This window comes from Mucilaginibacter sp. UR6-1, assembly GCF_020880975.1.
GTDB lineage: Bacteria > Bacteroidota > Bacteroidia > Sphingobacteriales > Sphingobacteriaceae > Mucilaginibacter.
Map to the genome: position 1 here is coordinate 884190 of NZ_JAJIWP010000002.1, position 22332 is coordinate 906521.

Annotated in this window: 15 protein-coding genes; 5 read left to right on the forward strand and 10 right to left on the reverse strand. The window is 46.3% G+C overall.

The features are described from left to right. Window positions 1-226: 226 nt before the first annotated feature. The 6 genes from LJ707_RS09250 to LJ707_RS09275 form a co-directional block, all read right to left on the reverse strand. Entirely contained in the window at window positions 227-2950 is a 2724-nt protein-coding gene (locus LJ707_RS09250) for a glycoside hydrolase family 2 TIM barrel-domain containing protein (protein WP_228950524.1), read from the reverse strand. Between the two features lie 10 nt (window positions 2951-2960). Next, window positions 2961-4604, reverse strand: coding sequence for a glycoside hydrolase (locus LJ707_RS09255; protein WP_228950525.1), 1644 nt, complete (start codon window positions 4602-4604; stop codon window positions 2961-2963). Between the two features lie 45 nt (window positions 4605-4649). Continuing rightward, window positions 4650-6215 carry a RagB/SusD family nutrient uptake outer membrane protein gene (locus LJ707_RS09260; RefSeq protein WP_228950526.1) on the reverse strand — a complete coding sequence of 522 codons (1566 nt, stop codon included), beginning with the start codon at window positions 6213-6215 and terminating at the stop codon, window positions 4650-4652. A 17-nt stretch (window positions 6216-6232) separates the two neighbouring features. After that, window positions 6233-9349: a SusC/RagA family TonB-linked outer membrane protein gene (locus tag LJ707_RS09265; protein ID WP_228950527.1), complete on the reverse strand. Its 3117-nt coding sequence runs from the start codon at window positions 9347-9349 to the stop codon at window positions 6233-6235. Between the two features lie 236 nt (window positions 9350-9585). Next, window positions 9586-12948: a DUF5107 domain-containing protein gene (locus tag LJ707_RS09270; RefSeq protein ID WP_228950528.1), complete on the reverse strand. Its 3363-nt coding sequence runs from the start codon at window positions 12946-12948 to the stop codon at window positions 9586-9588. A gap of 13 nt (window positions 12949-12961) precedes the next feature. Then, window positions 12962-14308 (reverse strand): sugar porter family MFS transporter, encoded by a 1347-nt coding sequence (locus LJ707_RS09275; protein WP_228950529.1) that lies wholly within the window; start codon window positions 14306-14308, stop codon window positions 12962-12964. 169 nt (window positions 14309-14477) lie between these two features. Here LJ707_RS09275 and LJ707_RS09280 point away from each other — a divergent pair, with 169 nt between their 5' ends. Then, complete coding sequence (locus LJ707_RS09280; protein ID WP_228950530.1) at window positions 14478-15380, forward strand: AraC family transcriptional regulator; 903 nt, start codon at window positions 14478-14480, stop codon at window positions 15378-15380. 200 nt (window positions 15381-15580) lie between these two features. Then, window positions 15581-16594, forward strand: coding sequence for a mechanosensitive ion channel family protein (locus tag LJ707_RS09285; RefSeq protein ID WP_228950531.1), 1014 nt, complete (start codon window positions 15581-15583; stop codon window positions 16592-16594). Between the two features lie 42 nt (window positions 16595-16636). Here LJ707_RS09285 and LJ707_RS09290 read toward each other — a convergent pair whose 3' ends face one another. Next, window positions 16637-17116 carry a PA2169 family four-helix-bundle protein gene (locus tag LJ707_RS09290; RefSeq protein WP_228950532.1) on the reverse strand — a complete coding sequence of 160 codons (480 nt, stop codon included), beginning with the start codon at window positions 17114-17116 and terminating at the stop codon, window positions 16637-16639. Between the two features lie 149 nt (window positions 17117-17265). Between LJ707_RS09290 and LJ707_RS09295 the strand changes: the two genes are divergently transcribed. Continuing rightward, window positions 17266-18597: a putative sensor domain DACNV-containing protein gene (locus LJ707_RS09295; protein WP_370632387.1), complete on the forward strand. Its 1332-nt coding sequence runs from the start codon at window positions 17266-17268 to the stop codon at window positions 18595-18597. A 70-nt stretch (window positions 18598-18667) separates the two neighbouring features. On the opposite strand, the gene LJ707_RS09300 is transcribed toward LJ707_RS09295, so the two are convergent. After that, a complete protein-coding gene (locus tag LJ707_RS09300) occupies window positions 18668-19759 on the reverse strand; it encodes a PAS domain-containing sensor histidine kinase (protein ID WP_228950534.1) in 1092 nt (363 codons plus the stop codon). A gap of 108 nt (window positions 19760-19867) precedes the next feature. Between LJ707_RS09300 and LJ707_RS09305 the strand changes: the two genes are divergently transcribed. Next, window positions 19868-20098: a hypothetical protein gene (locus LJ707_RS09305; RefSeq protein WP_228950535.1), complete on the forward strand. Its 231-nt coding sequence runs from the start codon at window positions 19868-19870 to the stop codon at window positions 20096-20098. Between the two features lie 189 nt (window positions 20099-20287). Next, the gene (locus tag LJ707_RS09310) at window positions 20288-20683 is read left to right on the forward strand and encodes a hypothetical protein (RefSeq protein WP_228950536.1); all 396 of its coding nucleotides are present in this window, start codon (window positions 20288-20290) and stop codon (window positions 20681-20683) included. A 178-nt stretch (window positions 20684-20861) separates the two neighbouring features. Here the strand turns inward: LJ707_RS09310 and LJ707_RS09315 are convergent, their stop codons facing one another. After that, on the reverse strand, window positions 20862-21284 hold the full coding sequence (locus LJ707_RS09315; RefSeq protein ID WP_255678825.1) for an organic hydroperoxide resistance protein: 423 nt from the start codon (window positions 21282-21284) through the stop codon (window positions 20862-20864). 27 nt (window positions 21285-21311) lie between these two features. Next, window positions 21312-21989 carry a type 1 glutamine amidotransferase domain-containing protein gene (locus LJ707_RS09320; RefSeq protein ID WP_228950537.1) on the reverse strand — a complete coding sequence of 226 codons (678 nt, stop codon included), beginning with the start codon at window positions 21987-21989 and terminating at the stop codon, window positions 21312-21314. Window positions 21990-22332: the final 343 nt, after the last annotated feature.

The following is a 22332-nucleotide window of genomic DNA, read 5'->3' on the forward strand; positions in this document are numbered from 1 at the left end:
TTGTGATGGAAGGTGACCGGGAAAAGCAAGCCCAAACTGAGTTAAGTAACTGGCTAAAGAAATTAAAGCTTATTCGCGGTTATCTGTGTAAATCCCGTTGCCAAGCAACGGGATTTACACAGATATTTCTAAATAGAAAGTACGCTAAAACAGATAATTTAGACTGGTCTGAATACTCTTGTTTTCAAGATCACCTGAAGTGACTGAACCAACATGGTGAGCATGCTTATTTGAAAAACTTCGAGAGTTCTTCCATGGTGGTTTGCTGGGACGGGCGGAATTTATCAGAACTGGCGTATCGCATCAGGCTGCTTTTCAACTGTCTTGCTGCCGGGCGTTTATCCAAATCATGCTGAATATCCATAGTGCAAAGTAATAGCTTGCCATTACCCATTCTGAACTCCATCAGTAAACCAAGGTTCCGGTTTCTAAAAAAGTTATCTATCACCCGCACAATAGGGTCCTGCCGGGTAACTGATCCGTCGAATTGTACGGAGCGTGATCGGGTTACCAAATCCCACCACTGCCAGTCGCTGTAAGTATTGGTCGGAAAGTCGGTCAATGCCGGGTGCTGATTGTTGATCAGAAGCCCCATACTGCCGGGCTGATCCGGGAAGTGTACCGGACTCCAGAACACCGGCGCGAACCGGCCGTCTATGCCTTGTATATGAGCGGTATCCGGGTTTAACACAACGGTTTTACCGGCCTTGAGTAATTGCAGCGCTGAATCAACAGAAGTGGTAAATTGTACGCCAGTCACCTTTGTCTCCGGTTGAGTAGGGTACACCCATATCTTCCACTGGTTGCGGTAACCCGACCTGGCCAACTTCAAGGTAACGGTCAGTTCCTGTGCACGGTTTATACTGTGTAATGGTACCGTAAATTTCCCCAGCGGGCGGCCATTGCCTACGGGCAAATTGTTAGTGCCAAGCGTTCCCTTAAAAAGCGTTTTGTTGTCCTGAGTGGCGATCGTCCATTGCAGTTCATCTTTCAGCGCTTTATCCAGATAGTTAGCTATCTCAGCGCTCGCTTCAAAGTTTTCAGTATTGGTATAACCGGCCTTGTAAAAACGGAGCAGTGGTACTACCGGCCCGCAAAACTGGCGGAAATCCTCAGGCTTAATAATGCCTTTACTCTCCCAAAAAGCGTTCAGGATACCTACCAATGCAGTGCCCTGTCCCGGAAAGTCATGCAGGTCCAACAACTGAAAGCCGCCAACACCTGGTGTTTTCAGGGCACGCTCAATCTCCTCCTTATATAAATTAGCTGATAACTTACCGCTGGCTTTCAGGTAGGGGTCAGCTAATCCAAGCATTCCCTTTTTGCGCAGATCATGACGAACGGCTGAAAAATTGGCAGGCACCAGCACTCCGGTATATTTATCGATCTCCTTCAGATCAGGGTATACGGAATATTGACCGACCTCATGGATCACCAGCGGAACGGTAGTGCCTGAAACCGCTTTGCCGTAATCTGTCTTAAAGTCGGGTGGGTTGGTATTGAAGATGCCTTGTCCGCGTACCCAGCCCTTATCGGTATACTGGGTAATGAAAAAGTCATCGGAAGGTTCGGGTGTTTTACCATGACCGTTTTGGAAACTAAAGGTGGTGGTCGTATATAGGTGACGGTTATCTTGTTTTTTTAGTTTTTTGACCAGGCCCCCCAGCCAGGCAAAATCACCTTCCAGTTCGTTTCCCATGCTCCAAAAACAGAATGACGGGTGATTGCCATAATTCTTGATCATTTGCTGTGCCTCATCCTCCAGGTAGCGAAGCGTAGCGGTATCTTCACCCACCTTAAGCGACCAAAGCGGCAGCTCCACATGCAGGTAAAAGCCCAATGAATCTGCAACCCTGAAGGCGGCCTCCGGAGGGCACCAGGAGTGGAAGCGTAAGTGATTCAGGCCGTATTGTTTTGCGGCGGTGAAGACTTTCAGCCAACCTGCACGTTCCATGGGCGGATGGCCTTGTATTGGAAAAATGTTGCATTCCAGCGTTCCCCGCAGGAAAAGCGGCCTGCCGTTGATAAGCAGATTGCTGCCCTGCGCGGTAAGTGTCCTGAAGCCAAATCGCTCTGTCCTGCTATCTAATACTTTGCCATTGCGGTCTGTCACCTCAAAGGTCCAGGTATAAACGTTGGGGTTGAACTCATTCCATTCCTTTACCTGGGGCAGGTTAACCTTTGCCTGCTGTACGGTTCCGGACCTTAACGGAACCCTTTGAGATGATTTAACTGTTTTACCTGCCAGCATAATCCGGTGCTGTAAATAAAGATCACCGGGCGGACGGGAGGTTAGTTGTATGGCGGCTGTAGCTGTTTTGCCAGCAAGTGAAGCTGTAACGTCGATCTGTGCGAAGGTTGCATAACCTTTATCGCTGATCTCCATGCGGCCGATGACACCGTTCCAGATGATCTGCGTACCGTCGGTATAGGCATGCGCAAAATCATTGAAACTGATGTCGTGCTGTTTTCTGTTATCGATCCTTAGCGTGATCACATGTTTTCCCGGCGATAGTTTGCCTAATGAGAAATGCTGCGGGGCGATCAGGCTTTCGGCCGAACCGGCTGGCTTGCCGTCAACCCAGCAGTCTGTTTTCCATATCACCCGCTCAAGCAGTAGCTCCGCATTGGTCATTCCTTTGCCGATGGTGATCGATCTTTGATACCAGACCGCACCTGTATACCTGACCCGGCGCGACAGGCGTAGCATGATGTCTTTGGACAGCACACTTGTATCCGTTTTTACCGGTTCACCTATATGCGCGTCATCCAGTGTTCCCGGAAGCGTGATCACCCGGGTGAATCGCTGATCGAACCATTTGCCGGCGACTCCCCGGTCCGCAGAGTCTAATTTGATCGTCCAGCTACTGGCCAGGGAAACCGGAGCACGCTGCGCATGGGTATAAAAACAGGCTGACAATAGCGTAGCCAGCAAAAGTGCTTTTTTCATGAGTTATATATTATTGATAGCTGCCCGTTATCGTCGTAACTGACTTGCCTTCCAAAACGATATCCATAGTGTTGTTCACCTTCTTTTGCAGGCTCTTTGAAGCGCTGGTTGTGTAAGATATCATATCCTGGCCGGGTTTGAAATTAGTTGTATCAAATTGATAGGTTTTGCTGTTACCCGTCATGTTGATCAGCACGACCGCAAACTGCTTTTTTCCGGCGTCCTTATAGGCAGATACCATAAACGAACCTGCAGCGGCAGCCGGATCGTTAACATCACTTAGCGATGCATTTACCCGCACCATACCGGGTCTGATAAAGCGCGAATAATTTCCGAGGCACCATAGTTGCTTCGAATCGCTGACAATACCATCTGTCTTCATCGCGGTCAAATCATAGCCGCCTGCCGGATCGTTAATATACACCAGCCCGTCACTGTAGTTGTAGGTATCTACCGCCAACCACCACTGCCAGGAGGTCACATTGGCGATGGTCAGGTCATGATGGATAACCTTAGCCACGTATAAGCCATAATCTATACCTGTGTTTTTAGGATATCCATTGAGTTGCCCGCAAATGTCGCCCAGGATGCCAAACTCCGATTGCCACATTTGTAACGATGGGTCTACCGCGTTTTTTTTGTTAACGGCGTTGGTGCGATAGGTGATCAGGTCATTATTAGGACAGGTGGTGAAATAGCTATGCGCCGAGATCAAATGCTCTATCGACGGAACGCTGCCGACGTAATTGGCCGAATTAGGGTTGAAGAATTGGTTGATCTGATCACCCCGGCCGTCGCTGTTATTGCCATCAAGTGAGTTCCACTGGTTCGCTTCGCCCAAGGCAATCGTTGTTGCTAAACCTGCTGCTTTTATTTTTGGGCCTAACAGCCGGATGAATGCAGCGATCTCTGCATTGGTTGCACCGGTACCTTCCTGGCTCGGCTTTTCGCCCCAGTTCCATTGCGGTTCGTTAAACGGACTAATATAGCTGAACGGAGTGGATGATGAGGCAAAATGTTTAGCCACACTAACCAGGAAATCCGCAAAGGCATCCTGCTTGTCTCCTTTGAGGTTCAGATGGTTATTTGCCAAGCCATAGGCTTTGTTATTCAGGGTAAATTGTACCGGCGGCGAGATCGGAAAGCCAAGAAATTTATTCACGCCACGTGCTTTAGCTGCCGAAAGAAACCACTGCTGTCCGGCCTGCTTGCTCCAGTCATACGTACCATCAGGTTTCAGAAAGCATTCTTCGCGGCGGTACTCATTAGGGATACCACTTTCATCGCCCTGTTCGAAACTTCCTGCACCGATATTGAATCGCCACATGGACAAGCCAATGCCCTTCGGATTGCCTTCGTTATCATTTTCCAGACTAAAAAGGTAATCGGCTATCTTATTTTTCTTTGATGCGTCGGCCCATTTGCCGATAAATTTGGTTGTCCAGCTATCCGACGCGCCGAAACTGTGGATGGTCTGCCCTTCATCATTCAAACTGATAACAATGCGGGGGGATGCCTGAGTGCAGGTGTTCACGCCGTTAATGATACAGCCATTCTCCGGAGCGGCCTCCGCCTTTTTTTTACTGCAGCAAATGCCCGTGATCATGATCATCAGGCCTGCAGTGAGCAAGTAAGATTTTAGATTTCTTTTCATAGCGTAGAAATTTGCCGCCTGCCTCAGGCAGGCGGCTGTGGTACATTAATATCCGGGATTCTGTGTGATCCTGCCTTGTGAAGCGATGACCTCTTTGGTCGGAATAGGCCAAAGATTGTGTGTGCCTGCTATAAAGCTCGCGCCCTTATTTTGCGGTTCGTTGTTGTTGGTTTTCTCGTAAGGGTCAGTGCTAACCTGCGTATTGTAACGAACAAAACTGCCGTTAGCGCCCATGATGCTGTTGATGACGGGCTGGCCGGCCTGATCTTTCCATCTTCGGATATCATACAGGCGATCACCCTCCAGCGCCAGTTCAAGCCTGCGTTCCTTCCGAACGGCATTGATCAGGTTCCATCCGGTAAGCGTCATGTCGGTGTTCAGATTTACCCGGCTTCTTACAATGCGTAAGGATTGCAGGGCCTGCTGGGGCTGTTGCAGCATAGCCGCTGCTTCAGCGTTCATCAGGTACACATCTGCCAGCCGCAGATAAATATGGTCTTTTGAGAAACGGCCGTTGGGTGTACGTTCGGTTCTGGGGATATAGATTTTCCGGTTAAACCTGGCTGATTTTTCCTGTGATGGATTGGCATTAAATAACGGCACTGCCGGATCGCCTGCAACCGGTTGATTATGGCGCATGATGGTCCAGTTCAACCGAACGTTATCGCCTTCAGACAAGAAGGCATTTTCCAGATCACTGGTGGGATTGAAATAGCCCCAGCCACCTTCAGAGGGTGCCATTGATGTTGTTGGAAATACATTGCCCAGGTTCGGGAATTGCGTTGACCATTGGAACTGGATCTCAAATAGTGATTCCCTTCCATTATAATTGTTCGTCTGCCAAATATTGCCGAATGTAGGTTCCAGAGTGTATTCACCCGAAGAGATGATCTGGTTAGTTTGTTCCAGCGCCCCGGTCCAGTCCTCGGCATACAGGTCAACCTTGGCCAGCAAGGCTTGCGCGGCACCTTTGGAAACCCGGTATTTATCACTCGTGCTGTATACTGACTTTGCCGGAAGCAAACTTGCGGCATCAGCCAGTTCAGCTTTCAAAAAGGCCAGTACATCTGAGGCGCTTGTCCGTCCGTAATCATTTTGTGTAGGGGAAAGGGTTTTGGTGATCAGTGGAACTGCTCCCCAATTGCGAACCAGCTCGAAATACTGAAACGCGCGCAGAAAACGAAGTTCTGCCGATAACCGTTGAACCAGCGCCGGGTCTACCTGTGATTTTTGTAAACCTTCGATCGTCGCATTGAACAGATAGATGCTTTTGTAGAGCATGATCCAATGCGCTTCAATACGGTCATTTTCAGCGTTAAGGGTGTAATGCGCTGCCTGCACGGCTGTACCCTGCCCGCCGTTTACACCGATCCACTCATTATCCGAGGCAGCTTCTCCGCCCACCTGTTTAAACCACTGGGTTTGCCACCAGTCGTCATAATCAATATACTTATAGCACACCGTCGTAGCGCCGGTTGCTTCCTCTGCATTGTTATAGAAGGTACTGGCCTGGATAGCGTTCCCGTAAGGCTCCTGTTGCAAAAAGTCTTTTTTGCAATTCGTCATACCGGTAACAACCAGTATTAAAGCTATATATCTTAGAGATTTCATGATGTTACTGCTGATGATTAGAAGTTTGCGTTAAAACCGATGTTGAAAAACTTCGGGATAGGGTTTTGCCCGTTATCAATGCCATAGCGTAAAATACCGGCAAATGGCACTTCCGGGTTCAGCCCGTCATATCCGGTGATCGTAAACAGGTTCTGCGCCGATACATACACCCTGATGTTTGCTTTACCATTAAAGGTTGAAGATGGAATGGTATAGCCAAGTTGTACTAACTTATTACGTACATAGGTGCCGTCCTTGATGAAGAAGGTCGAGTTTTTAGAAAAGTTGCCGTTCGGGTCAGATAAACTGAGTATGGGGTATGAATTTGTACTGCCCGGACCTGTCCAGAATTGGTTCTGCTTCCCGCTGATAAAGTTGTAACCATATACCGGATTCATTCTCACCAGGTAATCATCGGCGATCTTGTTGCCGAATGATCCGTAAAATTCCGTACGGAAATCAAACCCATGATAAGAGGCTTGCAAGGTCAGCCCCGAAGATAATTTAGGATAAGGGTTTCCAATGTTCTTGCGGTCGTTAAGGTCGATCGTGTTATCGCCATTAATGTTTGCGTACTTGAAGTCGCCGGGCCTGGCATTAGGCTGCAACACGGTTCCATTGCCGCTCCGGTAATCTTGTACTTCCTGTGCGGTTTGAAATACGCCAATAACATCATAACCATAATAACCACCCAGTATGTCTCCTGCTTCTGTTTTGGTTCGCCTGGTAGACTGGAATACGTCGTTTGATATCTCGTCATACAATACTTGCCCGCGCAGGTCCACCGCTTTGGATAGGAACCGCTGCAAAGTGAGACCAACACCAAAGGAAACGCCGCCTACCTTATCTTTATAGTTCAGGCCAACTTCCCAGCCGCTGGTACGGATGCTGCCCACGTTGGTATAAACTGTTGGAATGTAGCCCTGCGGGTAACCCAATGACGGCTGCACGGGTAAAAACAGCAACATGTCCTTGGGTGATCGCCAATATTTATCGGCAGTTACCGATAGTTTGTTGTTGAACAGGTCAGCATCAAGCCCGATAGTTACATCCTGCGTGGTTTCCCATTTAATATTGGGGTCCGGCACGTTAGACGGCACGTAACCATAGATACGGCTGCGGTCGCCGCTTACATAATCGGCCAAGCCAAGTGTACTCTGATAAGCGCCGGGCGCGCCAGGCAGATTGCCGCCTACGCGGCCGTATGATCCCCGTAGCTTCAGGTAGCTCAGCCATTTGATGCTCTTCATGAATTCTTCGTTGGTGATCACATAAGCACCGGATACTGTCGGGAAATATCCCCAGCGGTTCTGCGGTGACAGGAGCGAAGAGCCGTCTGCCCGGAATGAAGCGGCGATGTAATAGGTATTGTTAAAATCATAGGATACCCGGCCAAAATAAGAGGTCATCTTGCCGAATGGTCCGGCACCGGGCTGGCGCGTGCCGCTTGCATCGGCGATTGTTGCCCCGGAGCCTACATAGCGGTACGGTTCGGCGTCATAGGGTATATTCTGCCGGAACACGTAGCTGTTATTGTAGGTATAGTTATCAGCCGATTGTCCCGCAAGGATGTTGTAATGATGCTTGCCTGCACTTCCGATGTAATTGATCGTATTGTCAATCTGCCAGCGATAGTTTGTTACCGTGTTTTGAGAGACACCTGATACGTCATTCCTGTCCTGCGGATCGATAAAATATTTAGGGGCATAACTCGTGGTGTTTTGGGAATTATAGAACCCGGCAAGGCTGCTCCTCAACGTTAGCCCGGTGATCGGCTTGATCTCGATATAAGTCGACCCCTGCGTGCCGAATAATTTGGTATTGTTGAAGTTGCGTGCCATGGCAGCAACCGGGTTATTAATGTTGTTGAAATTAGACCGTGTGAACTGGCTGTATGCCGGGTTATAAGCGGTGAAGTTCCAGCTCGGGTTAGATGCCGCATAGGTATTAACATCGGTCTGGGTTTGCTCCGCCGATTTTGTCACGGCAACATTTGGCGCAATTGACATGATGTTGAAAAGGCCTGTTCCGCCACCGTTACCATAATCTTCCATGCGGGGTGCAAGGTTTACACCGATCTTGAAAACTTTGGATATCTCATAATCGATATTGAACCGGGTTGTGATCTTGCGATAGTCGGCAGTATTGCGCTGTGCCTGGTAATTAGAACTTTGGTCGAAATAACCAGCGCTGCCATAAAAGGTCAAACCGTTTTTTGACCCCGATGCACTGACATTATAGTTGTGGGTATACGCATTTTTGGTAGACTCTTTCCACCAGTCGGTATTGATACCGGTCACCGCAGCGGTTGCCGGCAATGTTTGATTATTGTCGGCATATATCCGGCTATAATGATTTACAAATTCCTCCGTTCCGGCAAGTTTAGGGTTTACCCAATAGCTCATTCCCGAAGTGCCGTTAAAGTTGACCTGAGTTTTTTCTTTTCCGCGCTTGGTGGAAACCAATAATACGCCCGCGCCACCCCTTGATCCATAGATCGCCGTAGCCGCGGCATCTTTCAGTACATCCACTTTGTCGATATCTGATGGATTGATATCGTTCAGGCTGCCGAAAGAGGTGATCACGCCGTCGACCACGATCAACGGGTCGCTTGAGCCGGTAATGGTAGCAAAGCCCCTGATCAGCATTTTAGGCTGCGAACCCGGGTTGCCACCTCCCTGGAATACCTGTAGGCCGGGTACTTTACCTTGCAATGCCTCGCCGACATTGCTCGTTGTTGTTGGCGCAATATCCTTGGTGCCCACGGAAGATACAGCCGTAGTCACACTTCTCCTGGAGATGGTCTGATAACCGATCACAACCGTTTCATTGAGCATGTTATCCGCCGAACTTAATTTTACGTCATACTCATCGCGGTCGGAAACGGTGACCTCTTTGGTCACATACCCCAGATAGGATACAATCAGTATATTCCCGGCAGAAGCATTGATACGGAACCTGCCAGCCGTATCGGTAACCGTACCGGTTGATGTACCTTTGATCAGGATACTGACGCCAACAAGCGTTTGATTGGTGTTATCGGTCACGCGTCCCCTGATCGCCCTGGATTGAGCGAAAGTCAGGCTACAGCAAAGCGCCAAAAACACCAGGGTTAGTGTAGATCTTCTTTTCATAATTTGGTTTTTAGGATATAATTTGGATGAACAAATCTAACCGCTAACATTAGCTGGAGTATAGACTATTCCGTGTAAAAGCTGGACAATTTTCTGATTGGTCGTTAAAGTCTAAACATTTTAAAAATGGTAGTTATCAGAGCCAAAGTTAGGCTTGGGGTTGTGGATCACTGATCATCCTGCGCCACAAAAAAAGCGGGGAACATGTCCCCGCCGTTTTTATGAGTTAAAATTCGCTACAGGGCAACCCTGGTGTTTTCTTTATGATGAATGGCATTCATAAGCCGCTCGTTCTGCAACAGCCCGGAATGAACGATAGCACCTAAGTGAGCCGTTTCTGATTCCAAAACTTTATGAAAGTAGAGGTTGCTTTCAGTGGGATTATTCAAACCCAAATTACCTAATGCCATCAGGTAAAGGCAATGGGTTTTGTTCTTCATGTCAAGGTCGCTGTCAAACACCATCAGGTCAGGCAGGGAAACCGCAAAGTAGTCGATCCTGATATGATCGTTCATGTGCTGATGCCCATATGCGACCAATCGCTTGAATAATTCACCGGCATGTTGTGATTCGCCGGTTTTGAGCAGGCACAAACCCTGGTAGAATATTTTTTCCGGTGGCGAATCATTGTAAAAGACAGCGGCACTCGGTTCTTCGTCACCCGATGTTCCGGCTTGCCAGGCAGCGGTTGCTTCCGCTTCCATTCCCATTCCCCGGTAAGCACAGCCCAGCCAAAAATAAATGTCATTGTCCCGGGTTCCCGGCAGTTTTCCTTCCCCTAAATTTTCCGGATAGCGGAGGCTTTGTTGCAATCTTTCAACTGCTGCTTTGTACTCTCCTGCAAGTATCAGCTTCTTCGCCATTTCGGTCAGGCTGAAGATATATTGGGCAGACACTTTGCCTTCGCCACCTTCCCACGGGTGAAATTTTCGTTGCATCAGTAATTCAAAAGCCTGTTCTGTGTGTCCGAGTAAGTTGTGTAAAGTCACGATTTCCAGGTAAAGGTCATCACGTTCGATGGCCGTTAACCTGTTTTCTTCTAAAAAGCGGAGACGGAATTCAGGTGTTTTGTTGATGCGTTTGTATAACTGGTCAAGTTCCAGCAATACCCGTGCATCGGCCTTGTCTAAGGCAAAGGCTTTCTCAAGATGGAACAGTGCCGCTTCCGGATTGCCGGACTTATTGAACAAGGCAATACCGAGGTTGCGGTTTACCGTTGGGAAATCACTATCCAGTTGATATGACCTCGTCCAATATTCGATGGCCTGGCTATATTGTCTTTTATCATAGTAGAGATTGCCCAGGTAGTAATTTGCTTTGGCTGAATTTTCGTTTCTTTTAACGGCATGTTCCAGCACGATGATGTCATGCAGGCGATTAGGGAAGCAATAATCCGGGGACGCTTTTTCTGCGTCGAGGAGATATTGATCACTAATTTGGTGATTCTTAAGGCCACTGCTTGCATAAGCTCTGTAATAGTCAATAAGCGGATCTTTAGCTTCGTTTTCTCCGGCCAGGTTCAGAATCTCCCTGACATCATTATAAGCATAGATGTCCAGGTATTCTATCGCGCATTCGATCAGGTTAAAATTGGTCCGCCGGCTTCTGTTTAATAAGTTGTGCAGTGTAGCTTTCGCTTTGTCTGTATCGCCGGCCTTTGTGTAGGTGGCAGCCAGGGCGTATAACACACCATAATTAAAACGGTCACGTTCTATAGCTTGTTCAGCTATAAAAATAGCTTCATCAAATTTACCCAGTGCGGTAAGCGCCTCTACTTTGATGAGGTAGGCACGGCCGTTACGTGCATTCCGGTCCAATGCCCAGTTGATGTGCTCAAGCGCTTTTTGGTAATGGCCGCGCTGCATGTCAATCTTGGCTACGTAGTGGTAGGCCGCATCTTGCCAGGCGCTGTTCCAGGTGGCTTTGAAAAAGGCATCGTAAGCTTCATGCATTCTGCCCTGATAGAACAGGCTTAATCCCAAATTGAAATAGGGTTCGCCGTCATAAGGGTTCGGATTTCGGACGGTCAGCGCTTCGACGGCTGTCCGGAAGTAGCCTTCGGCTTTATCAAACCTGCCGCGTTTCAGGTACCATGCACCCAAAGCATTATTGTTGCGAATATCTTTTGCATTTAATTCCAACGCTTTTTCATAGTAGGGCACCGGGCTGAAGGTAGCATGGCGGTATTGCTCCAGGTGCTGTCCTGTCAGAAACAGTTCTTCGGTAGTCTGTAACTCCTCCGGAAACAAGGCAGGTACCGCTGCTTTTGGAATGTCTTTTTCTGCCTGTTTTACAAAATGGTCAAGCAGAAGGTTGTTCTTACTATCGTGTATGGTAACGGTGATAAGCTCACTGTTAACCGGCTGCTCCGCCTGCCATTGATACCGGTAAACCTCACTTGCCTTTAAGGATATGGCTTGCTCAAAAAGCACCTGTTCTCCGCTGTTAACGGCGATCCGCAGATCGTTCAGCGCGGTGGTCGCGAATAAGCTGATCGCGACAGCGCCGCCATTCACCTGAACACTGAGCAGCAGGTCTTTATTGGCGTTGCTGATCAGGCCGAGCTCGCGATACGGTAAAAAGTATTGGGTAAAAGTTTTTTCCTCAAAGGGCATCAGCCAGGTAAAGTCAGGCTGATTGTCGGTAAACACCCCGGTCATCAGTTCAATGTATGGCCCGTCTTCATCAGTGAGGTTGCGGTCCCAGGCCACGCCAAAATCACCATTACCCCAGGTCCATTGCTTTTTACCCGGCGAAACGTGGTGATCGGCAACATGCAGCATGCCTGCCTGGGTGTCATGCTCGTAGCCACCTACAAAATCGTATGATGAGTTAACGGCCATATAAGAGGTGGGCACCGGGATATTCTTGTACATGGATATATCAGTACCGGGACTGTAATCAACCTTGTAATATGTACCGGTCGCTATCGGGAATGAGGATACATCGCGCTTGCCGTGATCAAATACCGCGTTAACATCGGGCGGAAATACGGACTGATAATGGTCGTTGACTTTGACAGCGGGATTTGCCCACCATAAAAATGTTTGCGGCAAAGGGGTAGCGTTAAATAACTTTGCTTTGATTTCCAGGTAAGCATAATCCGGATGCAGGGTAAAGCCAGCCATGCCTTTGGTATGAAACATCTTCTCCAGTTCGCTCACCCAAACGGTTATACTGCCGTCGGCATTATGTTCAATATCAAAATCGACCGGATCAAACGTACTTGGGCGATGGTGTTGTGGCCAGTTAAATTCAATACCGCCCGATATCCAGGGGCCGCAAAGACCCACCAGCGCCGGTTTGATGACTTGATTGTAGTAGATAAAATGCCTTTCGCGTATCTTGTCATAGGCCATTTGCACGCGTCCGCCCAGTTCGGGCAAAATCATGATCTTCAAATAGGCATTCTCTAAAAATACACCCGTGTAATCACGGTCTTGTTTTTCGTCAAATATTTTTTCGATAACGGGATTGGGATATACCACCCCGCTGCTGCCCTGATAAACCCGCTTTTCAAAAAACATGGGGTTTTTATCAGGGGTCCCGATGCCATAGGTCGGGATAATAACTTTCTCTATCCAGGCTTTTACTTCCATTTTTTATAGGTTATTAATGTGCTGAAAAATGTGATTCTAATTCTTCGAGGCTTTGCCCCTTCGTTTCTTTAACTTTAAGCCTGATAAATACAAAACCGGCCAGGCATATCCCTGAGTACAAATAAAACGGGCCGAAAGTGCCAAGCGATTTTGCCAGTATCGGGAAGGTAAACACCAGGATAAAATAGGCGCCCCAAAGGCACAGGATAGCGAATGAAGATGCCTTGCCCCGTATATGGTTAGGGAAGATCTCGGAAATGATCACCCAGGTAACAGGTGCCAGGGATGTGGCGTATACGGCGATAGCCAGCAAAACGAATAACGAGATCCATGCTGCCGGGGCCTGGTTGCGCAGCAGTATGGCCAGCACCAGGTAACTAAAGCTTAACGCAATTGAGCCGTACATGATAAGCGGCTTTCTGCCAAGCTTATCCACCTGCCACATAGCGAAAAGGGTAAAAAGTGTGTTTACTATGCCAATGATAACGGTTTCCCATAATTGCCGGTCAAGGTCGGCGCCTACAGCGCTAAAGATGGTTGATGTGTAGTTGAAAACTACGTTAATGCCGCAGAGCTGCTGAAAAACTGCCAGTGTAACCCCGATGAGCAGTGCCGGCCTCACCGCCTTTGAGAACAGGCCACCGGAAGGTGTCTTCACTTCTTGCAGTGATCTGCTGCCAACTTCATCGATCAGTGTATTTGCATATGCTGCACCGCTGATCTTCGTGAAGGTGATCCTGGCTTTTTCAATTTGCCCTCTACCGGCCTGCCAGCGCGGGCTTTCAGGCAAAAAGAGCACACCTGCCATAAAAAGCAGCGATGGCACTACGCCAAGACCGAACATCCATCGCCAGGCGTCAGGGTCCATATCGGCAAGCGAATAGTTGACCAGGTTGGTAATGAGTATCCCCAGTACCACCGTGAGCTGATTGATGGCGACATTGCGTCCCCGAACGGCTGCGGGTGATATTTCGGAGATGTAAAGCGGACTGAGCATGGATGACATTCCAACGCCAATGCCCGCCGCGAAGCGAAACAGGACAAATACAGTCAACGTGCCTGAAAGTGCCATAGCGATAGATGATAGGGCAAATATCGCCGCAGAAACGAGCAGTGCCGGCCGGCGGCCATATTGATCCGCCAGTTTTCCGGCGATCAGGCAGCCGCACATGCAGCCCAGCGCAAGCGAGCCGGTAAGAAAACCTTCACCAAGCGCGGTTAACTGGAACTGCGGTTTCAAAAACGGCAAGGCTCCGGAAATAACGGCAAAGTCAAAACCGAACAGGTAACCGCCCAATGCCGAAACAAATGATATGAACAGTATATAAGAATGGTTGTATTTTTCAGGTACAGATAGCATAATCGGTAATTATAAATGGTGATGTAATTTTCGAAATATTCAACCGATGTTTTATGGAGTAAATTCGGTTTTAGCTGGACTATTTTCTTATTTTTATAGGTGTTGCACCCGTCTGAATATATTTGAACTGATATCGACCAGCAATACGACCTAATTAACGCAGTGCTATATGATGAACTTTAAAAAAGATGGTTTTGATGGACAACGGGCCATTGTTATTCCCCGCTCCATACAAAACAGGTTTTGCGCGGATAGTCCAACGATCGGAGGAGCCTTTATTACCGACATCGGCTATTATCCCAAGGCCCGGCTGCACAAAAGAAAGCGGGCGCAGGGTGCCGAACAGAATATTTTGATTTATTGTGTGGAAGGAAAAGGTTCCGTCATTATTAAAAATACGCCATATAAAATATTGCCGGGCGACTTTTTTATCATCCCGCATGGGACGGCGCATTCATACGAGGCCAGTGAGGATAGCCCCTGGACCATCTATTGGTGCCATTTTAAGGGTGCGCAGTCAGACGCGTTGCTGCAAGTGCTTTTGGGGAAATCAGACAGTTATAAATCCAGCATTGTTTTTCTTCAGGAAAGGATCGATCTCTTTGACAGGCTTTATACTTCTCTTGAACAAGGTTATAGTATGGAGAATCTCACCTATATCAATCTTGTCTTCCTGCAATTTTTGAATACATTTCTTTTTAGCGACCGTGTCACCACACACAAGCCGGATAAATATGGCGACCTGTATGAAAGATCCATCAATTTTATGCAGGAGAATGTCGGACAGGAACTTACCTTGTCGGAGCTCGCGGAAGCAGTTCACTTGTCTGTCAGTCACTTCTCGGCGGTTTTTAAGAAAAAAACGGGTTTTTCGCCGATAGAGTATTTTAACCACCTGAAGATCCAGAAGGCTTGCCAGTACCTGCAATTTACCCGCTTGCGCATCAGGGAGATCGCTTTTAGGGTTGGGATCGAAGACCCGTTCTATTTCTCCCGCTTGTTTACCAAAACCATGGGTTTCGCACCCAGGGAATACCGGGAAACACGATACTCCCTGGATAAGCATGACTAATTGATAATTTTTAGTCGAAATTATGGCGGCCCTTTAGAAGCTTTCAGGAAAACGCTTAGTGATAAATTATTTTTTTTGAATCTGCAAAATTATAGTCTTGACAATCTATACTACATCCAACCGATAGAAAAATCATGCATGATCAAGTAAAAAACTAATTGTTGAGATTTTTCGTAAAATAAAGTTACAGTATCAAGAAAATGGAAATTAAAGCTCAGGAGGCTACACCCGAACAAAAAGCAACTATCAAAAAGTTGCATAATGACGATGTTAAAAAATCAAAGATAGGTACTTATATTACAGGTGCTGTTACCTGCATCATCGTTATTTTCCTGATCCGACTGAAGATCTTCAATTTCATAGGCTCATATCATGAGTTATTTGACCACCTTCTTTTTGCAGGCGCCTGCAGCTTTGCAATCCTTATCATATCTACCTTTATACAAACCCAGATAGCCAAAGCCGCATTTGATAAAGGATTATTATATAACCTGATACAGGTTACACGACTGGTTACTTACATCGTTATCATATTTATATTCATTTCTTTTTTGAACGCCAACTGGTATACGGCAGCGGTGTCACTCGGTCTAATCTCCTTGTTGCTGGGCTTTGCTTTACAAACGCCTATCGCTTCACTGATCGGATGGTTCTACATCATTATGCGGGGCCCATTCAAGGTAGGTGACCGGATACAGGTTGGAAGTTTTAACGGTGATGTTGTGGAAATAAATTTTTTAGATACTACGCTTTGGGAATTTGCCGGGAACCTGATGAGCAGTGATCTGCCCAGCGGCAGGCTGATCAGGTTTCCGAACAGCCTTATCTTTCAAAACCAGGTTTACAATTACTCATGGCAAAAATTACCCCTGGTATGGAATGAGGTATCATTTTATATTACATTCAACAGTGACCTGGACTGGGTTGAGCATACGGTGCGTAAAGCCTGCCTGGAACAACTGGACGCCAAGACGAAGGAGAGCATACCGGATATGCGTGATCAGATCTCTGAGGTACTGGTAGAAGACTTTGAGATCAAAGAATTTCCTTTCGTAAATTTCAGGATCCATCAGAATAACTGGGTAGAAGTACTGCTCATCTATATCGTTAACCCAAAACAATCCTCTCAAACCCGAAGTAAGATAGTCAGAGCGGTGATCGCGGAAATGTTAAAGGAGCCCACAAAGGTTTCATTTGTATCTGAAGGAAGTTAATTTGTAAATGATAAAGGGTTGCTTTTTGGCAACCCTTTATGTTTAACTATTTTCCTGAACTATCCGTGATTCGATCTCTGACAGGGCAGATCTGATACCTTCCCTTTGTTCGGTAAGTAATGTTATATGATCTGCATGGTCTGTATAATCCGCAATGCATGTATCATATTTCTGTAATGCGGCTTTTTCGCCGGTGGTAATGGCGCTAAGTATCGCTTTATCCTCTTTACTGCTCAGCGCCTGTTTAATGGTAAGCCATGTTCGGTGTATGCCGCCCAGAATCCCTCCATTATCATTCTCAGCATCCTCACCGTGTAGCGCGATGTGTTCTTTTAATTCGGCTGCGTAAACGATACGTTCGCCTGAAAGTTTTGAAAATAATGCTTTCAACTCAGGGTTTTCTGTTGCTTCGGAGGCAGACTGGTAACCTTCCTTTCCGTCATTAACTAATTCCAGTATTTCTTTAAGGTCATTAATAACCTCCATTTTGCTTTTTAAGGATGATGAATTGATGGTTTCCATAGTTTCTTGATGTTTCGCTGTATATGGCAAAAACTCAGCCAACTTAGGTAGACCCCGATAGGGTGATGATTAAACAAAAATTATAATGCATCCGTTGCAACTTTTACACCGTATGTTTTGTTGAATGGCATATATTTAAATCAGGATCAATGGGCTTGTTGAACGCTAAACCGAAAGACCTCGCACTTCATGTGTTGGAAAAACTTCAGCATACTAAGTTGTCTCTCCCCGCTCCACCGTTAAGTGTTTTGGAAGACCTTTTTGAATGTCTCTTTTTTACCAGTATGCGTACCGAAGAAAGTGACCTGGTTAAAGTAACCGTCACGCTGATCGACCCGGAAAATCCTGATCCCAAACCACCTAAGCAAATTGTTGCGGAACGTTGGAGCTGCGTTAAGTTTGATCTCCCGTTAGAAATGACGATCAAGTCGCTGGTTAAACTTTCCAAAGCTTCTGATCCGTCAAGTACATCACTTGCCGTTTATTATGACCAGCAAGGCAAATTGTTTATCTGGGGAATGATCGATCAGGCCATCCATTATCAAAATTTTTTGAATTACGAATCAGAATCCGGCTCTGAACAACCCGGTCTGTTTCAGGTAAGCATCAATGATATTGGCACATTGAATGTACTTTTTGACTATGAACTTTTAGCCACACTTAAACAGAATGTGCTGGTGCCGCGCTATCTGGATGTATTTACCATCGGGCCGGTATCTAAAATATTAAAAGCGAATGCTGCGCACCTTAAATCAGAATTGGAAACTTTTTTGTTAGCCTCGCATAAAGAGGAATATTTTGAAGACTGGGAAGCTTTTATGGACGGGATCTGGATACAGATATTATCAAGGTTGTTACTTCGCATTCAAAACTATCATCACGGCGGAGCGATCCTGATCACTGATGATCATAACGAGATCGATGTAAAGTATAAGGTACGGTATGACCGGCTGAAATTTGCCATCAGCAATTATGCAAAAGAAACCGTCAATAATTATGTTGCTGAAACAATGATCGATGACCATATCAGCAGCGGTAAGAAAGCCATCGCCAAGAACTGGTATCTGGAAGAATCGCGATCCTTGTTTGCCAAAAAAGAAATAGCTGATGAGATCAAAGGATGTATTTCTTTTCTGGCTTCGCACACTTGTGTTGATGGTGTTCTGCTATTCTCACGGGATATGGTCTCTCAGGGATTTGGCGGCGTACTGAAAACAAGAAGAATGCCGAGAAAGATATTTGTTTCCCCAACAGCGACCGCAAGTCCCAAAAGTTTAATACCTGCAGATCCCAGCCATTTTGGTACAAGGCATCGTTCAATGATCGCTTATTGCTGGAACCATCCCGGCAGTCTTGGATTGGTCATCTCGCAGGACGGAGAGATCAGGGCATTTCATCGGATTGACGAAAAGCTGATCATGTGGGAAAATATTAAGACGCAGCAATTTTTAAAGAGCAAAAAACTTAAACGGCGGAATTGATTAAGTTGCAGTTGCATTTAATTATTGCTGATTTCTACTGTTCGCATATCGTCTAAATAGAGATCTTTAATCAATTAGGAAGTGTGAAATAAAACTCAGTACCGGCACCTTGCTTTTTTTCCTCAATTCCGATCTGTCCGCCGTGCCGTGTAATGATCTCTGAACTGAGATACAGGCCTATGCCGAATCCTCCGGCGATTTTGGAACCGCTCCCCGTCCGGTAGAACTTCTGAAAAACTTTTGCATGTTCATCTTTATTGATACCTATGCCGGAATCAATAACCTGCACTTTGTTCCAGCTATCTTCCGTGCTTAAACGGATATCGACATGCTTATGATCAGGAGAATATTTAATGGCATTATTAACCAAGTTAGTCAATACCTGTCCGATCCGGAACCGGTCAGCCAATACCATAAAGGATTTGCCAGTACAAAAAATCTCTATAGTATATTCTGGATTGATCAGCATGGCATTCCCTGCAATCTCATCAATAAGTGTCCGCAGGTCAAAATGTTCTCTGGATAACCGGATTTGGTTAAGATGGCGATGAGCCGGGTCCGCTATCTCTGTTAACAGCCGGGTAATGCGTTCTGTCGAACCCAGTGCCCTGTTTGAAATATTAATGAACTTCTCGTTATGCGTTGTCTCAATAAACCGGTGAAGGATTTGTAAATAGCCCTTTACTGCTGAAACAGGTGTTTTCAGTTCGTGTGTAGCCACATTAAGCAATTCATCCTTCAATAATTCCAGATCTTTTTTCTCTGTGATATCCAAAGTCGTCCCGATCATACGATAAGGTGTGTTATCTCTGAATAAAACCGTTCCGTTCGCTTCAATCCAATGCAGGCTACCGTCAGGATGTCTTGCCCGGTATTGTGAATGATATATACCGTTACCCGGAACCAAAGCTTTGGCGACATCGGTCTGCATCATTTGCCTGTCTTCAGGAACGATACACGCCAGCAGTTCCTCATAGCTCAAACTTGGTCTGTCGCCCATGCCGAAGTTCATTTTGCACTGCGGTGTACAATTAAGCGTCATGCCGTCCAGATCCAGTTCCCAGAATCCGAGTCTGACCTGATTAAGCGCGATATCAAGATGCTCCTGTGATACGATCAGTGTCTTATCAATGGGTATTGTTTTTTGAGAGTTTGTCAGCATTACTAATTATAATAGTAAAGGTAAAAAACTATGATGAAAAATTGAAAATAAGGTCAGAATATGTAACCGCTGTTCAGACAAGCAATAGAAGCGGCCGGGTAAAAAAGAATGATGGGCAATCCCGTTTTTACCAGTGACTTGCTTGGTGTTACAAATGCGCGGGATGTAAAGTGGGTCAATGACCGATTGACCGCTCAGGCAATCAAAACATTTACGCAACCGCTTAAATTAGATCATCCGTTCGGCAATGACAAGCAATTAATATACATAGCCTGTACACGTACGGAGCTGCGTGCGATCAAGCCATGCATGGTGTCTGATACCGATCCGTACACCTGAATTTAGTTTTTAGCGGTAGCTTCTGGTAAACGGGGTGATCAGCATACAAACGAGGTTGGAAGATCATGAAATCGTGCTCATGGTAGGAGGGTGTGATTAAATGCGCTGTTTTAAAGCTATGCAGAAAGCGGTTGACCGCAACAAAGTTAGTTAACGATTGTTATGCCTTGAACGCAGCACGATCTACTCATGAAACATTTGACCTGTAAAACTTTATTATTCATAGTGATGGCGTTCAGCTTTGTCCGCGCGAGCGGGCAGCAAGCTAAAGCGTTTGAAAAGGTAATGTTTACGGCGAAGACGGGTACGGGCAAACTACTGCGGTTAGCTTATGCCGATGGCTATATCGGTGCCAGTGAGATCACTTTAAAGGTCAGACAAAGACCGGCTCAACTGTTTGTTCCTGTCAGCGGGGTACCTGAACCTAACGGCGACCTTTTATTCCGGCCAAGGTCAGGTGGGCCTAAAACCGGTATCATTTTACATGGCATCAGTGATGAAAATGCTGCTCCGGAGATTATCAAGGGGATCTATAATGATGGTAAAGTTAGATGGACGTTAACTTTTCAGCGGTCAGGGACGTAGTATGGAACATCCGTCTGATCAGATCGTTATAAAGTTTTTCCAAATTGAAAATGGTATAGTTATAGCCATGATCCTGGTATCTTCCTGGCTTATTTTCTTAGTCAGATCGTATCTCTTGATGACATTTTGTTCAATTAGATAACCCCGGGCTAAGCTGAACTAAGCCCGGGGATAATTCTTAATTATTGGTAACCGCTAATTTTACTTCAATATTACCACGGGTGGCATTAGAGTATGGGCACACCTGGTGTGCTTTGGCTACCAAGTCGTTCGCCTTTTCCAAATCTATATCCTTAATATTCACATCAAGTTCAACTGCCAGGCCAAAACCTCCGGCATCGTTTTGCCCTATGCTTACTTTCGCGGCTACGGTAGTATTGCCGGTTGAAATTTTTTCCTGTTTAATAACCAAATTCAGCGCGCTGTCAAAACAGGCAGCATAACCCGCTGCAAATAATTGCTCGGGGTTGGTGTAGTCATCATTGGCCCCACCCAGTGCTTTTGGCATTCTTACCTCAACATCTAAAACGCCGTTATTGCTTTTCACATGGCCATTACGGCCTCCGGTTGCAGTTGCTTCTGCAGTATATAACACTTTCATTTTTTTTATATTTATTTATAGAACCAATTATCTTAAACGCGAAATCATTTTTTCGGCAACACTTTCAGATGATGCCGGATTTTGCCCGGTAATTAACAAACCGTCTTCCACTACGTGTACTCCCCAGTCTTCCACCTTGCTGTAGCTGGCACCTAAATTTTTCATCTCATCTTCTACCAAAAAGGGTACTATGTCGGTTAATTTCACGGCTTCCTCCTCGGTATTTGAAAACCCGGTTACGTTTTTACCTTTCACAAAAGGGGCTCCGTTTTCAAACTTTACATTTTTAAACGCGCCCGGTGCATGGCAAACAGCACCCACCAATTTACCGTTGTTATAAAAATCTAAAATCAATTGTGCCGAATGCTGATCGTTAGCTAAATCCCACAGCGGGCCATGCCCGCCCGGATAGAATATGGCATCAAAGTCAGATGCCTTCATTTCGGCAAGCTTGTGGGTGTGGGCAATAACTTCCTGTACTTTAGTGTCGTTATAATAGCGCTTGGTAGCTTCGGTTTGTGCCGAAGGTGCTTCGCTGCTTGGATCAATAGGTGCCTGCCCGCCTTTAGGCGTGGCTACCACTACTTCATAATCGGCATCAGCAAACTTGTAATAGGGTGCGGCAAATTCTTCAACCCAAAAACCTGTTTTTTTGCCCGAATTGCCTAACTGATCATGTGATGTTACCACAAATAAAATTTTCATGTTTAACTTTTTTTTGATGTGATTTTTAATTTTTCTTTTTGAGCGCGTTAGTACTCCAAAGCGCCCATAGGATAAGGACCGGTTGAAAAAAAAGACGTATTAACCTTGCATTATCTGTGTTAAGACCGAAGGCATTTACTTTATTGATGTATTGTGCAATGTTGCCCGGAAATATCAGTACGAAAAAAATGGCTGCTGCTATGCCAACGTGTTTTTTGTACTTAACTGCAAAAATGAGCGCTAAACCTAAACTTATCTCAACTATTCCGGATAGTATAACTGTTACATCCGGATTAACCGGAAGCCAGCGCGGTACCTGAGCCAAAAATTCAGTTCGATTGAA

What these genes read in the sequence shown, in the direction of transcription:
- LJ707_RS09250 (WP_228950524.1), bottom strand. Translation starts at nt 2,950, where the DNA reads ATGAAAAAAGCACTTTTGCTGGCTACGCTATTGTCAGCCTGTTTTTAT.
- LJ707_RS09255 (WP_228950525.1), bottom strand. Translation starts at nt 4,604, where the DNA reads ATGAAAAGAAATCTAAAATCTTACTTGCTCACTGCAGGCCTGATGATC.
- LJ707_RS09260 (WP_228950526.1), bottom strand. Translation starts at nt 6,215, where the DNA reads ATGAAATCTCTAAGATATATAGCTTTAATACTGGTTGTTACCGGTATG.
- LJ707_RS09265 (WP_228950527.1), bottom strand. Translation starts at nt 9,349, where the DNA reads ATGAAAAGAAGATCTACACTAACCCTGGTGTTTTTGGCGCTTTGCTGT.
- LJ707_RS09270 (WP_228950528.1), bottom strand. Translation starts at nt 12,948, where the DNA reads ATGGAAGTAAAAGCCTGGATAGAGAAAGTTATTATCCCGACCTATGGC.
- LJ707_RS09275 (WP_228950529.1), bottom strand. Translation starts at nt 14,308, where the DNA reads ATGCTATCTGTACCTGAAAAATACAACCATTCTTATATACTGTTCATA.
- LJ707_RS09280 (WP_228950530.1), top strand. Translation starts at nt 14,478, where the DNA reads ATGATGAACTTTAAAAAAGATGGTTTTGATGGACAACGGGCCATTGTT.
- LJ707_RS09285 (WP_228950531.1), top strand. Translation starts at nt 15,581, where the DNA reads ATGGAAATTAAAGCTCAGGAGGCTACACCCGAACAAAAAGCAACTATC.
- LJ707_RS09290 (WP_228950532.1), bottom strand. Translation starts at nt 17,116, where the DNA reads ATGGAAACCATCAATTCATCATCCTTAAAAAGCAAAATGGAGGTTATT.
- LJ707_RS09295 (WP_370632387.1), top strand. Translation starts at nt 17,266, where the DNA reads ATGGGCTTGTTGAACGCTAAACCGAAAGACCTCGCACTTCATGTGTTG.
- LJ707_RS09300 (WP_228950534.1), bottom strand. Translation starts at nt 19,759, where the DNA reads ATGCTGACAAACTCTCAAAAAACAATACCCATTGATAAGACACTGATC.
- LJ707_RS09305 (WP_228950535.1), top strand. Translation starts at nt 19,868, where the DNA reads ATGATGGGCAATCCCGTTTTTACCAGTGACTTGCTTGGTGTTACAAAT.
- LJ707_RS09310 (WP_228950536.1), top strand. Translation starts at nt 20,288, where the DNA reads ATGAAACATTTGACCTGTAAAACTTTATTATTCATAGTGATGGCGTTC.
- LJ707_RS09315 (WP_255678825.1), bottom strand. Translation starts at nt 21,284, where the DNA reads ATGAAAGTGTTATATACTGCAGAAGCAACTGCAACCGGAGGCCGTAAT.
- LJ707_RS09320 (WP_228950537.1), bottom strand. Translation starts at nt 21,989, where the DNA reads ATGAAAATTTTATTTGTGGTAACATCACATGATCAGTTAGGCAATTCG.